Below are 18,676 nucleotides of genomic sequence, written 5' to 3' on the forward strand. Positions count from 1 at the left end.
ATGAAACGAACGTGCTAAAAACTTTATCATTCATTGGAATGATTAATAGCGAACAGCATGTGTCCTATAAAAAACAATAAATGTAAACACATGAAACAACCGTATCAAATCAATTTAAAATCTATAGTATTGGTTTTGTCAGTACTGGTTTTTGGGGCTTGTAAAAATTCTAAAAAAGCACCTCCTTTTCCAGAATTAAGCAGTGAATATGCGCAACCCCAAACAAAACAATTTGAGTTTTCTAAAACAGATACCATTCAGTGGGTCACTGAAGACAAATCAAAAATTAAACCCTTACCAACCAAACATTTTAGTTGGGATAAATTACCCTCAAAACCTTTTAATATTGACATTCCTTATAAATTAAAAGCCCCTTTAGCTGCCAAACCATTAGATTGGAATAATTTACCTAAAACTAATTTTAGCTTTGATAGTCTACCAAAGACAGAAATTATTATTAAAGTAACGAAACTTCGAAGCCCTAAAATAGTAAAAGCAGGAAACCCCATGAACATACCAAATGCCAGTAGAGGTATTATGGAATTTAATACGGACTTTGGACTTCCCGGAACACCTGGTTGTGTTGCAACGGACAATAGCGGTATGATTTGGATTGGTACAGATGGTGGGATAGCCAAATACGATTCACAAAATTTAGAGATTTATACTGTTGAACAAGGTTTAAGTTCAAATAGAGCTGCTGTAGTTTATATAGATTCTAAAGGACGCCTTTGGATAGGACACGATACAAAAACAATTTCTGTTATCGATTTTCAAGCACAACTTGTATATGAATTAAGCTGTCCACTTGATGTTTTTAATGGCCAATACTATATGATGGAAGCCAATGATGGTAAAATGTGGATGAATAATAATAATCGATCTGGTTATCTTATTCTTGATTTAGAGAAAAGAAGCGTCTGGCAATTTACTGAGAAGGAAGGTTTACTTGGCAATTTTAGTATTACTGCATTACAAGATAAAGAGGGCCTTATTTGGCTTTCTACCGATAAAGGCGTTAATATTATTGATTTAAAAAATAAAACAAACAGGGCTCTCACCCCTCAAAACGGTTTATCTAATCCTTTTGTCCCCCATATTTATCAAGATACCAAGAATAACATTTGGATTGGAATTGGTGGGGGTGATGGCGCTGGTGGTGTTCAAATTATTAATGCCGACAAAACAAAAATATCACGACTAACCGGGGAGCAAGGTTTAAAAGAAGGTGTTGGTGTGGCTAATATTTATGAAGATACATCCGGTAAAATATGGTTGGGTTGTTCTGATGGTTTACTATATGCATACGATGAAGCCAACAAACTATTAGAAGAATTTGAAGTAAAAAAAGGAAATCATATCCTACGTAATCTTTTAGAAGATAAGCAAGGCCAAATATGGGCAGGCGATTATAGAAATGGATTATACAAACTAGATTATAAAACTGGGAGACCTGGAAATTATGGTGTCAATGACGGGCTAACCAGTAATGAAGTATGGAGTACTGTACAAACAGCAGATGGCAACACTTGGATTGGCACCTATAATGGTATAGATATTTATAACCCAAAAACAAAAACCATTAAACATTTAGGCATTGAGCAAGGGCTCGTGCATGCAAGAAACCCGTCATTAATAGAAGATTCCAAAGGTAGAATTTGGGCTAGTGGTTCTGGATTTGGGGTAAGTATCATTAATCCAAAAAAAGAAACTATACAGCAACTTACTACGGAACAAGGTTTAAAAGCAAATACTATTAAAACTGTTTTTGAAGATGAAAACGGGCTTATTTGGATGGGTTCCGAAACAGGCGAAATACAAACGGTCGATCTGGACCATTCAGTCTTTAAATATTTCGAATCAACTGCTGAAGAAACTAATATAATTATTAACATATTTTTGAATGACGCTTCAAATAATATTTGGATAGGGACTATAGGTGCAGGTATTCAAATAATTAACCCTAAAAATAATACGCGTAAGTTGTTAATAAAAGATGATGGTTTGGTTTCAAATACAGTATTCTCATTATGTTTAGATGCCCATCAAAATATTTGGGCAGCTACTCAAGATGGCGTACAACTTATTAATCCAAAAAATAAAGAAATCACCACTTTTACCACCAATGAAGGTTTAGCAGCAAATGATGTCTATGCCATAATAGAACATGACGGTGACATATTTACTGGAACCTCCAAAGGATTGACTATACTTAAACCTAATGAGGAAGAACAAGAGGAACACCCCTATTGGACTGCAAAAACAATTGACAGAAGACAAGGGTTAAATGAAGTCGATTTTTCTGAAAACAGTTTTTCCTTTGATGAAAATGGAAGGTTTTGGGCAGGCGTTAACGGCGCTATGCTCACTGTTATGGATCCTCTTCAAAATTCAAATTATAACAATACAACATACGTTACAGGATTAAACATTTTAGATAAAAAACAAGAATTTAAAGATGAAGTACGCCTTCAAAAAAGCAGAAAAGCTATAGATTCTTTAGGAGTCATAAATAAAGATTCCATTGTTGCAAAAAATGATATTGAAAATAAAAAAAACCAAATGCATTGGAAAACAGTTGAAGGCCCATACAACATGCCAGTTGGATTAACATTGCCATCTAATCAAAATTATTTAAGTTTTAATTATAATGGGTTTCAATTAAATAATCCAGACAAATTAGTTTATAGTTATTTTTTAGAAGGTATTGATAGAAATTGGAGCCCAGTATCCTCTAAAACCATTAGTGAAAATTATCGAGATTTACCGGCAGGTGATTATAATTTTAAAGTAGTATCTAAAGGTTTAGATGGTAGTTGGAGTAAACCGGCAGAGTTTAAATTTACTATTTTATCACCTTGGTGGCAAACGTGGTGGGCCTATTTAATTTATGTCATGCTTTTAGCAATAATAGGATTTCAATTACATCGCTTTCAAAAACGAAATACCATACGTAAAGAACGAGAAAAAACTCGAGAAAAAGAATTAGCACAAGCTAAAGAAATAGAGAAAGCCTATTTAGAATTAAAAGCAACGCAATCTCAATTAATTCAAGCAGAAAAAATGGCAAGTTTAGGGGAGTTAACAGCAGGTATTGCTCATGAAATTCAAAACCCATTGAACTTTGTCAATAATTTTTCGGAGGTAAATAAGGAATTACTGCAAGAAATGAATGAGGAAATTGAAAACGGAAATTATGATGAAGTGAAAGCCCTGGCAAAAGATGTTGTTGATAATGAGGATAAAATAATCTTTCATGGCAAACGTGCGGATAGCATTGTTAAAGGTATGCTTCAACACAGTCGCAGTAGCAGTAGCGAAAAAGAACCTACAGACATCAATATGTTAGCCGATGAATATTTGCGGTTAGCCTACCATGGTTTAAGAGCTAAAGACAAATCATTCAATGCAACAATGCAGACAGATTTTGACACATCAATTGGTAAGATAAGCGTTGTGCCACAAGATATTGGCCGAGTGGTGTTAAATCTTATTACCAATGCCTTTTACGTTGTTGACGAAAAAAAGAAGGCTTTTTCAAGCTCGGGCGAACAAGTGTCCTATGAACCAACCGTTTCGGTTAGCACCAAAAAAGTGGATAATAACGTTTTTATTTGTGTAAAAGACAACGGCAATGGAATTCCTGATGCCATCAAAGAAAAAATCTTCCAACCTTTCTTTACCACCAAACCATCAGGTAAAGGAACTGGACTAGGTTTATCATTAAGTTATGATATTGTAAAAGTACACGGTGGGAAATTAGATGTGGAATCAGAATCAGGTAAGGGAACCACTTTTACCATATCATTACCAATAAAATAACACAAAAAACAAGTATCCACAGGATACAAATAATGAATAAAAAAAGAAAACAATATGAAAATTTTAGTTGTAGACGATGAGCCAGATGTAAAATTACTTTTTCAACAACGCTTTCGAAAAGAAATAAAAACAGGTGAAATGAACTTTGTATTTGCTTTTTCTGGAGAAGAGGCTGTAAATACAATGAAAACCATGGAGCAGGAAGCCGTATTGATTTTGTCTGACATTAATATGCCAGGGATGAGCGGACTTGAACTATTAGAATATATAAAGAAACAGTATGTAAAACCACCACCATTAGTCATGATGATTACAGCTTATGGTGACGAGGAAAACAGAAACATGGCTATAAACTTAGGTGCCGACGATTTTCTAACGAAACCTTTAGATTTTACACTTTTAAAAAATAAACTAACCACATTAAAATAATGGCAAAGATACTCGTAGTAGATGATGAAACCGATTTACAGGTTCTCATTAAACAAAAATTCCGAAAACAAATTCGGCAAAATGAGTACGAATTTGTATTTGCAATCAACGGAAAGGATGCCTTAGAAAAGCTTCTTGAAGACCCCAATATGGATTTGGTCTTGAGCGACATTAACATGCCAGAAATGGATGGGCTCACGTTATTGTCTAAACTCAATGAACTCAATCCGCTACTAAAATCCGTTATAGTTTCAGCATATGGCGATATGGAAAATATACGCACCGCCATGAATCGGGGTGCCTTTGATTTTATAACCAAACCCATTGATTTTGAAGATCTTATCATTACCATAGAAAAAACTATAAAACACGCTGAACATATTAAACAAACCTTACAGGCCATCAAAGAAAATAATATCTTAAAAATGTATGTAGATGAAAACGTACTAAACTTTATGGGAAGTCGTGATTATGAAACTACCATTATGGCCAATGAAACTATAGAAGCTACGGTAATGTTTATTGACCTCTGTGGGTTTACAAAAATAAGTGAAACGGCGCCTGCAGATACGGTGGTTAATATGATTAATAGCTATTTTGACGTCATGGTTAAAGAAATTATGGCACAGAAAGGTTTTATTGACAAATTTATAGGCGATGCTATTATGGCTGTTTTTAGAGGAGATTACCATCTAGATCGTGCCATAGATGCTGCATTGTCTGTAAGACATAAAATTAATGAAATTCCTAAAATTAGTGAATTGCAAGGTTTTGAACCCAAAGTCTCCATTGGTATTAAAAGTGGTGAAATGATTTCCGGAAACATTGGGTCGTCCAGCTTAAAACGTTTGGATTACACGGTAATAGGAGACACCGTAAATACTGCAGCGCGTTTGCAGGATGCCGCAAAACCAAACCAGATAATTATTAGTGAGAAGTGTTACAATGCTGTCAAAGAAGCCTTTCAGTGTAAAAAACTAGGAAGTATAACCGTAAAAAACAAATCAGAACCTTTAACAGTTTACGAGGTTCTAGAATAAAAAATAATGTGACTAAAAAAACATCTTTTTATTTTATTTAAAACTTTTTTATGAAACCAGCCGAAGACAAACAAAAAAAAGAACAATCAAAATCACAAATTGATTTAGAAAAAAATAGACTACATAATGCCCATGCAGAAGACATGGTAGACCATTATTGGGGGACTATCAATTATATCACTGCACTTATTCAAGCTTCCGAACTTAAGGCAGGTCTTCTTCTCTCTTTTTATGGAATTCTATTAAATTTTATGTACCAAAAAACAGAAAATATATTTATAGCTTTTCCAAATAATATACCCTTATACGTACTCATAGGTCTTTGGTTTGGCTGCACAGTTGTTTCAATCTATTTCTGTATCCGCTGTTTTATCCCAAGAATTGAAGCGAAATATGACAAAAACATGTTTTTCTTCGGAGATGTTATTTCCAAATTTGGCGGTATCAAAGAGTTTTCCAAAACCTTTTATAAAGTAAGTAAGGATGAAGATAAATTATTCGATCAGCTAGGACAACAGATTTTTATCATTTCCAAAATTACCAACAAGAAATTCAAAAATGTAAACAAAGCACTTCGGTTTCTGGCTTTTGGAATTATCATACTATTAATAACAACAATTTATTATGCTGTACTAATGGTAATATGATATTTGATAAATATGATTAAATTCTTCAGAAACATTCGCAAAAAACTAGTAGCCGAAGGTAAAACCACCAACTACCTAAAATATGCCATTGGCGAAATTTTCCTGGTGGTTATTGGGATTTTGATTGCGTTGCAAGTTAATAACTGGAATGAAATACGAAAACAGAACATTCAAAAGGATTTGATTGTTCAATCGCTTATTAGAGATCTGAAAATGGATACGCTGATGATAGATCAAACCTTAAATATTCTCAAGCAAGATACCACACAGGTTTTTGGTTTTATAAAACAAATGTCTAACGATCATGTTACTATTGATACACTCATTAACATTGCTCGATTTAAGTTTGACCCTAAAGTCCATGTAGCAGTCTCTTTTAACAACAATACTTTAAAAAGTTTATTGTCGACAGGAAATTTGAATATTTTAGATAAATGGCTACAAGATGAAATACTTCAACTTGATGTGATGCATGAAGATAACATTTCCCGCACTCAACTTAATCTTAGAACCTATGTAGATCAGGTAATATCCTTCGAGCGTAAATACCCTTTGGGAGATTATGGCAATATTTCGCCTCACTCAAAACTAGCAGAAGCTATATGGGAAAAAGCACAATTTGAGGAACTAGGCACTTATTTAAATGGCCTACTGGCAATTAGAAATGTAACCAATATTTACGCCATTGGACAATTGAATGGCATTCAGGAAAAAACAAAAGAGATATTATTACAGTTTTCAGACAAACAGTCTAAGCAATAAATTATTCTCTTACTTTTCCTGTAAAAACGTTAGCTTTTGAATTGTAAGGGTTTCCAGAGCTCCGTCTGAATGATACAATTTGACCACAATGCCAAACGGCATCTTCTATGGGACCGTTAATACTATTCCTAAACGGAAATTCACGCTCACTAAAAATTAATTTGAACTGAGATATATCATCTGAAGCTCTTAAAATATCCGCAGCGGTTTTTATATTTTCCAGAGTTTGTTGTCTTTTCTCGTTAAATGTCAAATCAGGTATATCATTCACTCCTTCATTTGATTGTTGCAACGTTGCATTTAGAATCACTTTTGATAAGATATAAATATGGTCAATGGTTTCTGCACTCGTTCGAGCATCATCACTAGGTTTAAAACTTAAATCTTCTGGTTGTAACCCTTCAGTAGCCCAGTAATATCTAAATCCTAAACCATCAAGCATTCTTGCGGCAACGGTTCCTGCTGTGTAAGATTCTGGAGTGTCGGGAATTTCGTAATAAGGCAATTTAGATTCCATACTATTTTGAGATTGTATTTGATACGTCATTAAAAAGATGACTACAAGAAAACGTTTCATATAAAACTATTTAAATTCCGTATTTGTCAACTAAATATACTAAAGCTGTCATGGTAGCTGCTCCTAATTCGAGCTCACGTTTATTAACGGCATCAAACGTATCATTACTTGCATGATGATAATCAAAATAACGTTGCGAATCTGGAGCTAAACCCACTAAAACAGGAGCAATTCCTTTTAAATGACCAATATCAGATCCACTATGTCCTTTTTCAAAATAATGTATCAGATAGGGTTTGAAAAGAGGCTTCCATTGGGTTATATGATTTAACTGATCATCATCGCAGTCAAATGAAAATCCTCTGGGTGTAAAACCTCCAGAATCACTCTCTAAAGCGAATACATGATTTTCGTTTTTGAGTTTAGCCTCTTCTGCATACTTTGCGCCCCCTCTTGATCCGTTTTCTTCATTCATAAACAACACTACTCTAATAGTATGCTTAGGTTTAATGCCAGATTCTTTAAGTAACCTTAACACGTCCATGGACTGTACCACACCTGCACCATCATCTTGAGCGCCATCTCCTAAATCCCAAGAATCTAAATGTCCACCAACAACCATATATTGATTAGGATATTGACTTCCCTTAATTTCTCCAATCACATTATAAGATTGAACATCTTTAAGTTGTCTACAGTTTTGTTTAAAATAAAATTGGATGGTCTTGTCTAGTTTAAGCATCGTACTCAATAACTCAGCATCATTAGTACTTATGGCTGCAGCAGGAATACGTTTATCATCTGGTAAATCTCCATAAGTCATGTTTCCTGCATGCGGTAAATCGTCTAATCTTAAATTTAAAGATCTTACAATAACCCCAACGGCACCATACTTTGATGCCTCCATTGCTCCCTTTGTACGTTGATTATTTGCTTTGCTATAAGCCTCAAAAGTATTTATTAAATCTGGCTGCATAGGTCTATTATAAAACACAATTTTACCTTCAATAGCCTCTTTTCCTAAGGTAGCCAATTCTTCAAAATCATGAACTTCAACAATAGAAGCTTTAATACCTAACGCTGGTGTTGCAACAGACCCGCCTAATGCACAAATATTAACTGTTATGGATTTTCCATCTGAACTTTTTATATAAGCATATTCTTTGGCACCACGCACCCATTTTGGGACCATAACAGGTTGTAACCAAACTTTATCTAATCCTAACTTATCTAATTCTTCTTTGGTCCAAGCAACTGCTCTTTCTGCACCTAATGATCCAGACAATCTGCTTCCTATTTGATTAGATAAATAATTCAGCCAATCATAACTCTTGCCATTTGTTAATGACTGTTTGTATATATCCTTAATAACTTCTTCGTCTGATTGAGCATTTACAGGAAGGATCATTAAAAATGATATAATAAAAATGACTTTTTTTAATACATTCATAAGGCTAATTTTAGATTTTAAAGATATCATTCTATACACACTTTTATGTGAAGTAAATCATAAAAGTTGACATACAAAAACATTTAATTATTCGCTTTCTAATTGTTTTTTATACATATCCAAATTTGCTTTAATATCGTCATCCAGTTCTGGTTCTTGAATATCAGTATAGGTTTTTAAGGTATCGTACATAATTTTAGCAACAATATAGCGTGCTGTTGCTTTATCGTCTGCTGGAATATTATACCATGGTGCATGCGGTTTTGAAGTTTTATTAATGGCGTCTTGATAACATTCTTGATAAGCATCCCATAGTTCACGCTCTTTTAAATCGCCTGGTGAAAATTTCCAGTTTTTTTCTTGTTTCTCTAACCTGCGAAGTAATCTGTATTTTTGTTCTTCTTTTGATAGATTTAAAAAGAATTTAAAAATGATGGTACCATTATCTGAAATGTGCTTTTCAAAATTATTTATCTGCTCAAAACGTTTACTCCAAAAGGCATTATCAATATCATTAACCGAATTTATTCCAGGAATATTCTCAGAAAGAATATAACCAGGATGTACCCTTGTTACTAATACATTTTCGTAATGCGTTCTGTTAAAAACCCCAAATTTACCTCTGGCAGGTAGTTCTAAATAATGCCTCCATAAATAATCATGCTTTAACTCCAATTCTGTAGGAACTTTAAAGCTATGCACTACAATACCTCGTGTATTAAAATCTTTAAAAACCTCTCTAATTAAACTGTCTTTGCCCGCTGTATCCATACCTTGTAAACATACCAAAACAGCATATTTACCATGGGCATACATAGTATCTTGAAGTTTACCTAGTTTTTTTCTAACGGACTTTAACTCTTTTTCTATTTTTTTTTCCGAAGTATCTAAATCATAAGTTGTTGAGTTTTCTTTTAGATTAATTGATGATTCTACAAGGAAGTCTTTTGGAGATATATTTTTCATTAATTCATTTTTTTAAATTCTTCATAAAGATAGTAAAAGAATAAATTCGATGAAATGCACACTACTTTGGTATGTTTTTAATATTTTTGAGCACCTACTTATTAAATTTAAAACCAAATACCATGAAAAAGAACTACTTATTTTTTCTATTTATTCTTATATGCTTAAAATTTCAGGGGCAAACTAATTGCTCTGAAGCAGACTCTGATGTCATATATGCTTACTCAGATGTAAAGACCTCTTATGAGGCTAATAACATTTCGCATTTAAAGGAATACGCATACAAATCCTTAATGGCTTTTAAGCGTGCTTTACCAAAATTAAAAGATTGTGGTTGCGAAACGTCTTACAATCATGCTTTTGACGCTATAGATTTATTAGAAAAAGTTGAGCCCGCTGAAACTTATGAAGACGGACGCTTTTTTGTTAAAAGAGCAAGAGACATTGCTAAAGAAAGTATTATTGAATTAGATAAGTGTACAGCTGCAGACCAAAAAGATAATAGCCTTTCTCAACTAAAAGATGAGCAAGAAACGCTTAAACAGCAACAACTTGAACTCCAACAAAAAGAGAAAGAGATTAGAATGAAATTGGCCGCTCAAAAAGAAAAAGCCTTAATGCTTAAAAAAGAACAGATGATTACTGAATACAAGTCTGCAATTTCTGTAAGCGTCAAAAACTATAATGATATTTTAAAAATTAGCGATAGTAAGAATACAATCTCGGTTCCTAATGAAAGTGCAGATTCTTTAAATACCAAAAGTATTGATGAAATAAAAAACCATTATTTAAAAAGTCTTAAAGGATTAGCTTCAACCTATATGTCCTATTTAAATGACTGCGAAGACTAATTTTAATTATATATAAAAAAGGCCAGAACTCATGTAAATGCAGTTCCGGCCTTTTAAATTTTAAAATGTTACTATTTTGATGCGAACATTTTAACATCATTTTCTGTAACTTCTTTGTCACCTAAAATAATTAATCGTTCAACTACATTTCTCAATTCCCTTATATTGCCTGTCCAATCATAATCTTGTAATAACTTAATAGCTTTATTGGTAAAAACTTTTTGTGCAGTTCCATGCTCACTTGCTATTTTATCAGCAAAATGATTTATGAGTAATGGAATATCGTCACGTCTATCGTTTAAAGCAGGCACTTGAATTAAAATAACAGCTAATCTATGATATAAATCTTCTCTGAATTTACCGTCTTCAATTTCCTTTTTTAAATCCTTATTAGTAGCTGCAATAACACGAACATTTACTTTAATATCTTTATCACTACCTACCCGCGAAATTCTACTTTCTTGAAGAGCACGAAGCACTTTTGCTTGTGCAGACAAACTCATATCTCCTATTTCATCAAGAAAAATCGTTCCTCCATTAGCCGCTTCAAATTTTCCTGCTCGATCTTTAACGGCACTTGTAAACGCTCCCTTTACATGACCAAATAATTCGCTTTCAATAAGCTCACTTGGTATAGCAGCACAGTTTACTTCTATCATTGGGCCACTAGAACGATCACTCTTTTGATGTAACCAATGTGCAACCAGTTCTTTTCCTGTTCCATTAGAACCAGTTATAAGCACTCTGGCATCGGTTGGAGCAACTTTTTCAATAATATCTTTAATATGGGAAATAGCACTGCTCTCCCCTATCATTTCAAAATTTTTACTGACTTTCTTTTTAAGCAGTTTATTTTCTACAACCAGTTCTTTTCTATCTAAAGCATTCCTAACAGTATTAAGAAGTCTATTTAAATCTGGTGGTTTTGATATATAATCAAAAGCACCTAAACGCATGGTATTTACCGCAGTATCTAAATCTCCGTGTCCAGAAATCATTACAATTGGTATTTCTGGTTTAATTTTTTTTACAGCTTCCAATACTTCAACCCCATCCATTTTAGGCATTTTAATATCACAAAGCACTAAATCGTAATCGTCTTTTTTTATTTTTTCAATTCCTTCTAATCCATCACCAGCCTCTTCAACATCATACGTGTCATTTTCTTCGGAAAGAATTTTTACAAGTACGCGTCTTATGGCAGCTTCATCTTCTACTATTAAAATTTTAGGCATATTTTTTTAACTTTTATTTTGAAAAATGTGAACATCTCTTTGGGGAAACGGAATAGTTATATTGTTTTCTCTAAACAATCTATCTATCTCAAAACGCACATCACTTTTTGGGTTGTTAGCATTAAAACTATCCCCTAAGGTAAATATAACTTTAAAATTTAATGAACTATCTCCAAAATCTGTAAACTGAACAATAGTCGCTGATACATCTATAACTTCTGGATGTGAATTGGCAGCTTCTAACAATAACTTTTTTACTAATTGTACATCGCTTCCATATGCAACTCCTACAGTAACACTCTCTCTTGTGGTTGTGCCATTTTGTGTCCAGTTAAATAAACTATTAGTAAGATATAAATGATTTGGAATAACCAAAACTCTATTATCAATGGTAACGGCTCTTGTCGTTCTAAGTTTTATTTCTTCAACCCGACCAACCTTACCATCCAGTTCAATAATATCACCTACATGAACCGTTTGGTCTACCAGAATAAAAACTCCTGAAATAATATCTTGAAATAAGGTTTGAAGTGCTAAACCAATACCTATTAATAAGGCTGCGGATGCAGCAAACACAGCTGTTACATCAATACCTATAGAATTTAATACTATTAACAAAACAATGGCATAAATAAGCCACCTTGCAAATGAAAAAACTGTAACGAATTTAACCTTGTCTTCTTGAGGCATATTTCGTGTTAGCAGTTTTCTTCCCCACCTTAAAAGAACTGATGTAGCTAATAATATAATACAAATTAAAAGCACATAACCAATTGTGATTTCTATAGTATGCTTGTTATTTTGATAGATTATAAGATCTAGAAAATCAACAAACTTTTCCCAAATAGAACTTTTTGAGATAACCTTTTCAATTTTATCTAGATTCTGATCCATGTTAATATTTTATCCATTTTATTATCTCTTTATAGGTTGGTTTTTTTCCATACATTAAAATACCCACTCTATAAATTTTAGCTGCAAACCAAACAGTAAGCATAAATGTACCCAATAATATTAATAAAGACACTATTTGCTGCCACAAAGGAACCCCAAAAGGTATGCGCATAAGCATCACAATAGGAGATGTAAATGGTATGAATGAAAATACCGTTGATACGGTACCATGAGGATCTTCAATAACCGTAAAAAAGCCGACATATACCGCCAACATTAAAGGCATTAAAATTGGAAAAATAAATTGTTGTGTGTCTGTCTCGTTATCAACAGCGGCACCAATGGCTGCATATAATGAACTATACAATAAATAGCCGCCAATAAAAAACAATATAAATGCAATAATTAAATTAGTTATAGGTAAATGATAGAAGGACGTTAATAAATCATGTATTTGCATAGTCATTTCTGAATTATTCATCGCACTATGCATCATTTCTTGATTTGCAGATTGCATTTGTCCCACATCAAAACCAAAAACGGTAGAAATAACAAAAAGTAATACCCCTCCTATTAAGAGCCAAGCCACAAACTGTGTAATACCCGCTAAAGAGGTGCCTATAATTTTACCTAACATTAATTGAATAGGTTTAACAGAGGATATAATAACTTCAATAATTCTGCTAGTTTTCTCTTCGATAACGCTTCGCATAATCATGTTTCCATAAATAATGATAAACATAAATAACAAATAGCCTGCTAATCCTCCAAAAACAAGTTTAACAACACTATCTGTTTTAGACGTTTTTTCTCCCTTAAAAGTTTCCTGCAAAATGCTTACGTTTGTTTTTGCGGCATCAATCATTTTAACATCAACACCCTTTTTCTGAAGTTTTAAGTACTCTATTTTTTTATCAATTTTAGCCTCTAAATTTGAGATAACTGATAGAGAAGGAGATTCTTCTGAAAGAAACTTAATTTGTCCTGAAATAGAATCAATATCAGTTAATTTATCAATATATAACAACCCATATGACTCTGACTGTTTTGCCAATTCTTCAGCATCTTTTAAAGACATATTCTCTAATATATTATAGGTAACATGATCTTCATTTTTAAAGACATCTTGTACCACATTAGATTCATCTAAAACTAAAATGGTTCGTTCTTTATCATTATTTATTTGTGACAAATAAGCAACTAAAGATGCCAGACCAATCATAATAATTGGACTTAAAAAAGTCATAACTATGAATGATTTGTTTTTAACCTTCGTTAAGTATTCACGTTTTATTATAAGCGGTAAATGATTCATAATCAATTATTCTTTACTGATTGGATAAAAATATCGTTAACACTAGGTATAAGCTCAACGAAATGAGATACCATTCCATAATTACATAAATAACTTAATAAATCGTTTGGATTATCACTTTCAGACAATTTAACGTTAAGCTTCAACTCATCGCCTAGCGATTTAAAATTTGCAGGAGATACTTCAAATTTTTCAGACAACTCCTTTTCCAAAATAAGATGCTGCTTTGTATCAATACCAATTTCAAACGTATTAGTTTTAAACTGCTTTTTTATATCAATTAGTGTTCCTTCAAGTATCTTATTTGATTTGTGAATTAACGTAATTTCATCACATAGTTCTTCTACAGATTCCATACGGTGTGTTGAAAAAATAACCGTAGCACCATCGTCTCGTAACTTTAAAATTTCATCTTTTATTAAATTGGCGTTTATAGGATCAAATCCAGAGAATGGTTCATCAAAAATTAACAATTTAGGCTCATGCAATACTGTTACAACAAACTGTATTTTTTGTGCCATCCCTTTTGATAACTCCTGAATTTTTTTGTTCCACCAATCCCCTATCTCTAGCCTATCAAACCAATATTTTAAACGCTTTTTTGCTTCTTTATGGCTTAATCCTTTTAATTGGGCTAAGTACAATGCTTGCTCTCCAACCTTCATAGATTTGTATAACCCGCGCTCTTCTGGCAGGTAACCAATATCCTTTATATGCATTGGATTTAAGGGTTCGCCATCTAAAATTACGTGACCCGAATCGGGCATGGTTATTTGATTTATAACTCTAATAAGTGTTGTTTTACCAGCGCCATTAGGCCCTAATAAACCAAATATACTTCCTTTTGGGACAGCTATAGACACGCTGTTTAGAGCAGTAAACGATCCAAAATTTTTAGAAACATTTTGGACTTCTAAAATATTACTCATTCTTATTTTTTATTGTTGGTTGCGTAAAGATATTAAATGTTACTAAGTAACATTTATAATAAAATGATAAATGTTTTTAAAAAAATCGCTCCATTATTTAATATGGAATTATAATAAGTATGCTAAAAAACAAAACCCACCCTTAAAAAAATTAAGGATGGGAAAAAAATTGCTATGAAAAAGAAAATATCACTAATATATTAGTGATATTCAAATATAGTATTTTTTATTAAATAATTAATAAAAGAATACTATAACTTTTATATAAATAAGAATTAAAGAACAACAAAAATGCTTCTTAAAAAATCATGATCTAAGAAAACATGTCTTTGACTTTCTCAAAAAAGGACTTATCTGTACTTTCTGGTTTGGGCGTGAAATGTTCATCTTCTCGCATGGACTCAAAAAAATCTTTTTGCTGTTTACTCAAAGTCTTTGGTGTCCATACATTTACATGAACTAACAAATCTCCTTTACCATACCCATTAATACTTGGAATTCCTTTTCCACGTAATCTTAATATTTTTCCAGATTGAACACCGGGCTCTATTTTAATTCTTACTTTACCTGTAACGGTATCAATTTCTTTAGAATTTCCTAAAATAGCATCTGGTAAACTTACATATAAATCATAATGCAAATTATCTCCTTCTCGTTGTAATGTTTGATGCGGTTCCTCTTCAATAGCCACTAAAAGATCTCCAGCAATACCATTTCCTGGAGCATCATTTCCTTTGCCTGCTACTTTAAGTTGCATACCATCAACAACTCCAGCTGGAATTTTTATTGAAACTGTTTCTTCTGCTACTTTTAATCCTTGAGCATCAGCATCAGCAGGCTTTTTATCTATAATTTGGCCTGCTCCACCACACATATTACAGGTTGTGGCTGTTTGCATTCTTCCCAAAATAGTATTGGTAATTCTAGTTACTTGTCCGCTTCCATGACACGTTGAACACGTTTTATAAGTTGTCCCTTTGGCTTGTATTTTACGTCTTACTTTAATTTTTTTCTCTACACCATTAGCAACTTCTTCTAAAGTTAGCTTAACTCTTATACGAAGATTACTTCCTTTAACGCGACGTTGACCGCCACCGCCACCAAAGCCGGAAAAACCGCCTCCGCCAAAAGCTCCTCCAAATATATCTCCAAACTGACTGAAGATATCATCCATATTCATACTATGACCACCGAATCCCCCACCGCCTTCAAATGCTTGATGACCATATTGATCATAGCGTGCCTTTTTATCTGCGTTACTTAAAACTTCATAAGCTTCAGCTGCTTCTTTAAATTTAGCTTCCGCCTCTTTATCATCAGGATTTTTATCAGGATGATATTTAATAGCCATTTTACGATAGGCCTTTTTTACTTCTTCAGCTGTCGCTCCTTTACTTATTCCTAAAATTTCGTAATAGTCTCTTTTTGCCATATTCCCATCCAAAACCTTTCTTAAAGAAAGGAGTTTTTTATATTAATATTTTTATTGTCCGATAACAACTTTAGGAAAACGAATTACTTTATCTCCTAAAGCGTATCCCTTTTCTACTACATCGATAATTTTACCTTTTAAATCTTCTGAAGGAGCAGGAATTTGTGTAATAGCTTCATGATTATCTGCGTTAAACGCATCACCACTCTCTATTTTAATAGGAGATAAGCCTTTTTGCTCTAAAGTTGATTTTAATTTATTACTAATCAACTCAACACCTTTTAAAAGATCTTTATCTGCTGTTTTTGATATTTCTACATAGGCTCTATCAAAATCATCTAGAACGGGTAACAAAGCTACCATAAGATCTTGATTTGCAGTTTTAAACAAGTCTATTCGTTCTTTTGCTGTACGTCTTTTATAATTTTCAAACTCTGCAAATAACCTTAAAAACTTATCTTTTTCTTGCTTCAATTCGTTCTGCAATTTTTCTTCAGCGGTTAACTCTTCTTCTTGTTGCTTATCAGATTCAACAGTTTCAGTTTCATTCTGAACATTTTCAACCTGCTCTTTTTCTATATCTTTTTGTTTGTCTTTTTTGCTCATTGTCGTACTTAAATTTTACAAATACATATTGTAGTTGGCAAAAGTACTGCCATTATTATAAAAATGTCAAAATGTCATTAACTTTTTTTTATAAAACTTTAAGCTTAAAACTAAAAAAAGAACTTATAAAAAGTTCTGAATAATAATTTTTGAGAAAAAAAAGGTGCTAACTTTTAGTTAGCCGAAGATATTTAAAGATAAATTATTTATAAATTTTACCTAAGAAAATAGGTCTATCTATTGAATTGATACCTGTTATTTCATTATAATGTTACTGTACTTGGCATTTACAACAATGGTTTTAGCGCTCGTTAAATCGCCAACAGAAAAATTTGAAATATTTTCATTTTCTTTTGATGTCATTTTAGGATGAGAAAAACGAGAACGCGTTCCTTTGTACTGTAGACTATAATCTGATTTAGGTAATGTTATAAAGGCATCAGTATTTTGAAGGGTTACATTTAAATTTGTAAAAACATCATCAATTTTCAAAACTTTTAAATCACCAATACTACCATCAATAATGGCGCTATTAATTAAATTTTTAATTACAATATTGGATGCATTAGAAGTTAACATTAGGCGTTTTACGTTATCCAATTCAGCTTGTTTTACATAGTTTAAATTAAGAGTTCCTAAATTCCAATTAGCAACATAAACTGGCGAATAAGAAGCATTAATGGAAGTTTTACTTCCATTAATGCTAGGTGCTATAAGCTTAGTATGCGATAAGTCTGCTTTTAAATTATCAATATTACTGGCAAATTTAAGTTCGCCGTATCTAACATTAACCTTCAATTTAGCATCTTTAGGCATTTTTATTTTTATTGTTTTCTTAACTTTGGAATCCGTATTATTATGAATCATTTTTTCAATTTTAACCCGTCTTTCATCTGCTAGTTCTTCGCGTCTCTTTAATATTTCTTCTCGTTGCTTTTCTCTTTTCTCACTAAGTTTTTCTCTTGCGTCGGCTCGTTTTTTATAAATCTCTTCGCGTCTCTTATGCAGTTCCTCAATTCGTTTTGCTCTTTCTTCCATTTGTTTGGCATATTCTTCTCCCCATTGTGTCATCTCTTCACCATGTTTTTCTTCCCATTCTTTAGCAAATTTTTCGCCCCATTCTTCCATTTGTTTACCATACTTCTCTCCCCATTCTTTACCAAACTTTTCTCCCCATTCTTCTATCTTTTTTTGGTAATCTTTTCCAAATTTTGAATCAAATTTTTTGGTCCATTTTTCCATATAGGCATCACCATCTTTTTTATAAGCGTCATAATCAAACTGCATTTGGTGTAATCCATCTGGCAATTCAGGTAATTCTGGCATCTCGGGCATTTCTGGCATTTCTGGTATCTCAATATCAATTTCTGGTACTTCAATATCTGCTAGTTCAAATTTCAATTCTTCTAAAACTGCCGTAATTGCACTATTATCTCCATCATTATACGAGTAGGACCATGCAACTGGAGAATTTCCTTTAGTAGAAATAGAAACCGTACTTTTTGTTGCATCAACATCTACATTCCAGTTTTTTAAAGCCTTTTGCAATTCTTCATTTGAAAGGTTATCTCCTTCAATATAGGCTTCTACTTCTATAACATCTTTGTTCCAAGTATCAAATACAATATTGCAATGACTTGTGTTTAAATCGATTGTTACATCCTTATCCACATTGATACTTTGAGATACTTTGGTTAATTTTTGCTGTGCTGATACACTTGTGGCTATTAAAACTATAAGCATCAATAGTTTTTGTTTTAATATAGAAAACTGTTTCATTT

General features: G+C 32.6%; 16 protein-coding genes. 6 read left to right on the forward strand and 10 right to left on the reverse strand.

Translation table 11 applies throughout. The features are described from left to right. Positions 1-90: 90 nt before the first annotated feature. From G5V56_RS12665 to G5V56_RS12685, 5 genes are read left to right on the forward strand one after another with little or no spacing between them, the layout of a single operon-like run. Positions 91-3,822 carry a sensor histidine kinase gene (locus tag G5V56_RS12665; RefSeq protein WP_166965569.1) on the forward strand — a complete coding sequence of 1,244 codons (3,732 nt, stop codon included), beginning with the start codon at positions 91-93 and terminating at the stop codon, positions 3,820-3,822. Between the two features lie 54 nt (positions 3,823-3,876). Next, positions 3,877-4,251 (forward strand): response regulator, encoded by a 375-nt coding sequence (locus tag G5V56_RS12670; RefSeq protein WP_166965571.1) that lies wholly within the window; start codon positions 3,877-3,879, stop codon positions 4,249-4,251. Continuing rightward, complete coding sequence (locus G5V56_RS12675) at positions 4,251-5,291, forward strand: adenylate/guanylate cyclase domain-containing response regulator (RefSeq protein WP_206285906.1); 1,041 nt, start codon at positions 4,251-4,253, stop codon at positions 5,289-5,291. The genes G5V56_RS12670 and G5V56_RS12675 overlap by 1 nt, the downstream gene beginning before the upstream one ends. A gap of 50 nt (positions 5,292-5,341) precedes the next feature. Continuing rightward, positions 5,342-5,938 (forward strand): Pycsar system effector family protein, encoded by a 597-nt coding sequence (locus tag G5V56_RS12680; RefSeq protein ID WP_240911311.1) that lies wholly within the window; start codon positions 5,342-5,344, stop codon positions 5,936-5,938. Between the two features lie 12 nt (positions 5,939-5,950). Beyond that, complete coding sequence (locus G5V56_RS12685) at positions 5,951-6,700, forward strand: DUF6090 family protein (protein ID WP_166965428.1); 750 nt, start codon at positions 5,951-5,953, stop codon at positions 6,698-6,700. A gap of 1 nt (position 6,701) precedes the next feature. On the opposite strand, the gene G5V56_RS12690 is transcribed toward G5V56_RS12685, so the two are convergent. The 3 genes from G5V56_RS12690 to G5V56_RS12700 all read right to left on the reverse strand — a co-directional run bounded on the left by G5V56_RS12690 (position 6,702) and on the right by G5V56_RS12700 (position 9,633). Then, entirely contained in the window at positions 6,702-7,277 is a 576-nt protein-coding gene (locus G5V56_RS12690) for a hypothetical protein (RefSeq protein WP_166965573.1), read from the reverse strand. 10 nt (positions 7,278-7,287) lie between these two features. Then, positions 7,288-8,667, reverse strand: coding sequence for a M20/M25/M40 family metallo-hydrolase (locus tag G5V56_RS12695; RefSeq protein WP_166965575.1), 1,380 nt, complete (start codon positions 8,665-8,667; stop codon positions 7,288-7,290). 87 nt (positions 8,668-8,754) lie between these two features. After that, positions 8,755-9,633 (reverse strand): PPK2 family polyphosphate kinase, encoded by an 879-nt coding sequence (locus tag G5V56_RS12700; protein WP_166965577.1) that lies wholly within the window; start codon positions 9,631-9,633, stop codon positions 8,755-8,757. 122 nt (positions 9,634-9,755) lie between these two features. Between G5V56_RS12700 and G5V56_RS12705 the strand changes: the two genes are divergently transcribed. Further along, positions 9,756-10,484, forward strand: coding sequence for a hypothetical protein (locus tag G5V56_RS12705; protein WP_166965579.1), 729 nt, complete (start codon positions 9,756-9,758; stop codon positions 10,482-10,484). Positions 10,485-10,555: 71 nt separating this feature from the next. Here the strand turns inward: G5V56_RS12705 and G5V56_RS12710 are convergent, their stop codons facing one another. The 7 genes from G5V56_RS12710 to G5V56_RS12740 all read right to left on the reverse strand — a co-directional run bounded on the left by G5V56_RS12710 (position 10,556) and on the right by G5V56_RS12740 (position 18,674). Further along, on the reverse strand, positions 10,556-11,719 hold the full coding sequence (locus G5V56_RS12710) for a sigma-54-dependent transcriptional regulator (RefSeq protein WP_166965581.1): 1,164 nt from the start codon (positions 11,717-11,719) through the stop codon (positions 10,556-10,558). Between the two features lie 6 nt (positions 11,720-11,725). After that, positions 11,726-12,613, reverse strand: coding sequence for a mechanosensitive ion channel family protein (locus tag G5V56_RS12715; protein ID WP_166965583.1), 888 nt, complete (start codon positions 12,611-12,613; stop codon positions 11,726-11,728). Between the two features lies 1 nt (position 12,614). Beyond that, a complete protein-coding gene (locus tag G5V56_RS12720; protein ID WP_166965585.1) occupies positions 12,615-13,928 on the reverse strand; it encodes an ABC transporter permease in 1,314 nt (437 codons plus the stop codon). A gap of 2 nt (positions 13,929-13,930) precedes the next feature. Beyond that, positions 13,931-14,857, reverse strand: a complete 927-nt coding sequence (locus tag G5V56_RS12725; protein WP_166965587.1) for an ABC transporter ATP-binding protein — start codon at positions 14,855-14,857, stop codon at positions 13,931-13,933. A gap of 313 nt (positions 14,858-15,170) precedes the next feature. Then, positions 15,171-16,289, reverse strand: a complete 1,119-nt coding sequence (dnaJ, locus tag G5V56_RS12730) for a molecular chaperone DnaJ (protein WP_166965589.1) — start codon at positions 16,287-16,289, stop codon at positions 15,171-15,173. A gap of 51 nt (positions 16,290-16,340) precedes the next feature. Then, positions 16,341-16,895 carry a nucleotide exchange factor GrpE gene (locus G5V56_RS12735; protein ID WP_166965591.1) on the reverse strand — a complete coding sequence of 185 codons (555 nt, stop codon included), beginning with the start codon at positions 16,893-16,895 and terminating at the stop codon, positions 16,341-16,343. A gap of 255 nt (positions 16,896-17,150) precedes the next feature. Beyond that, positions 17,151-18,674 (reverse strand): hypothetical protein, encoded by a 1,524-nt coding sequence (locus tag G5V56_RS12740; protein ID WP_166965593.1) that lies wholly within the window; start codon positions 18,672-18,674, stop codon positions 17,151-17,153. Positions 18,675-18,676 lie beyond the last annotated feature (2 nt).

Origin of the sequence: Yeosuana marina, assembly GCF_011762485.1 — a bacterium.
GTDB lineage: Bacteria > Bacteroidota > Bacteroidia > Flavobacteriales > Flavobacteriaceae > Yeosuana > Yeosuana marina.

What these genes read in the sequence shown, in the direction of transcription:
- G5V56_RS12665 (WP_166965569.1), top strand. Translation starts at nt 91, where the DNA reads ATGAAACAACCGTATCAAATCAATTTAAAATCTATAGTATTGGTTTTG.
- G5V56_RS12670 (WP_166965571.1), top strand. Translation starts at nt 3,877, where the DNA reads ATGAAAATTTTAGTTGTAGACGATGAGCCAGATGTAAAATTACTTTTT.
- G5V56_RS12675 (WP_206285906.1), top strand. Translation starts at nt 4,251, where the DNA reads ATGGCAAAGATACTCGTAGTAGATGATGAAACCGATTTACAGGTTCTC.
- G5V56_RS12680 (WP_240911311.1), top strand. Translation starts at nt 5,342, where the DNA reads ATGAAACCAGCCGAAGACAAACAAAAAAAAGAACAATCAAAATCACAA.
- G5V56_RS12685 (WP_166965428.1), top strand. Translation starts at nt 5,951, where the DNA reads ATGATTAAATTCTTCAGAAACATTCGCAAAAAACTAGTAGCCGAAGGT.
- G5V56_RS12690 (WP_166965573.1), bottom strand. Translation starts at nt 7,277, where the DNA reads ATGAAACGTTTTCTTGTAGTCATCTTTTTAATGACGTATCAAATACAA.
- G5V56_RS12695 (WP_166965575.1), bottom strand. Translation starts at nt 8,667, where the DNA reads ATGAATGTATTAAAAAAAGTCATTTTTATTATATCATTTTTAATGATC.
- G5V56_RS12700 (WP_166965577.1), bottom strand. Translation starts at nt 9,633, where the DNA reads ATGAAAAATATATCTCCAAAAGACTTCCTTGTAGAATCATCAATTAAT.
- G5V56_RS12705 (WP_166965579.1), top strand. Translation starts at nt 9,756, where the DNA reads ATGAAAAAGAACTACTTATTTTTTCTATTTATTCTTATATGCTTAAAA.
- G5V56_RS12710 (WP_166965581.1), bottom strand. Translation starts at nt 11,719, where the DNA reads ATGCCTAAAATTTTAATAGTAGAAGATGAAGCTGCCATAAGACGCGTA.
- G5V56_RS12715 (WP_166965583.1), bottom strand. Translation starts at nt 12,613, where the DNA reads ATGGATCAGAATCTAGATAAAATTGAAAAGGTTATCTCAAAAAGTTCT.
- G5V56_RS12720 (WP_166965585.1), bottom strand. Translation starts at nt 13,928, where the DNA reads ATGAATCATTTACCGCTTATAATAAAACGTGAATACTTAACGAAGGTT.
- G5V56_RS12725 (WP_166965587.1), bottom strand. Translation starts at nt 14,857, where the DNA reads ATGAGTAATATTTTAGAAGTCCAAAATGTTTCTAAAAATTTTGGATCG.
- dnaJ (WP_166965589.1), bottom strand. Translation starts at nt 16,289, where the DNA reads ATGGCAAAAAGAGACTATTACGAAATTTTAGGAATAAGTAAAGGAGCG.
- G5V56_RS12735 (WP_166965591.1), bottom strand. Translation starts at nt 16,895, where the DNA reads ATGAGCAAAAAAGACAAACAAAAAGATATAGAAAAAGAGCAGGTTGAA.
- G5V56_RS12740 (WP_166965593.1), bottom strand. Translation starts at nt 18,674, where the DNA reads ATGAAACAGTTTTCTATATTAAAACAAAAACTATTGATGCTTATAGTT.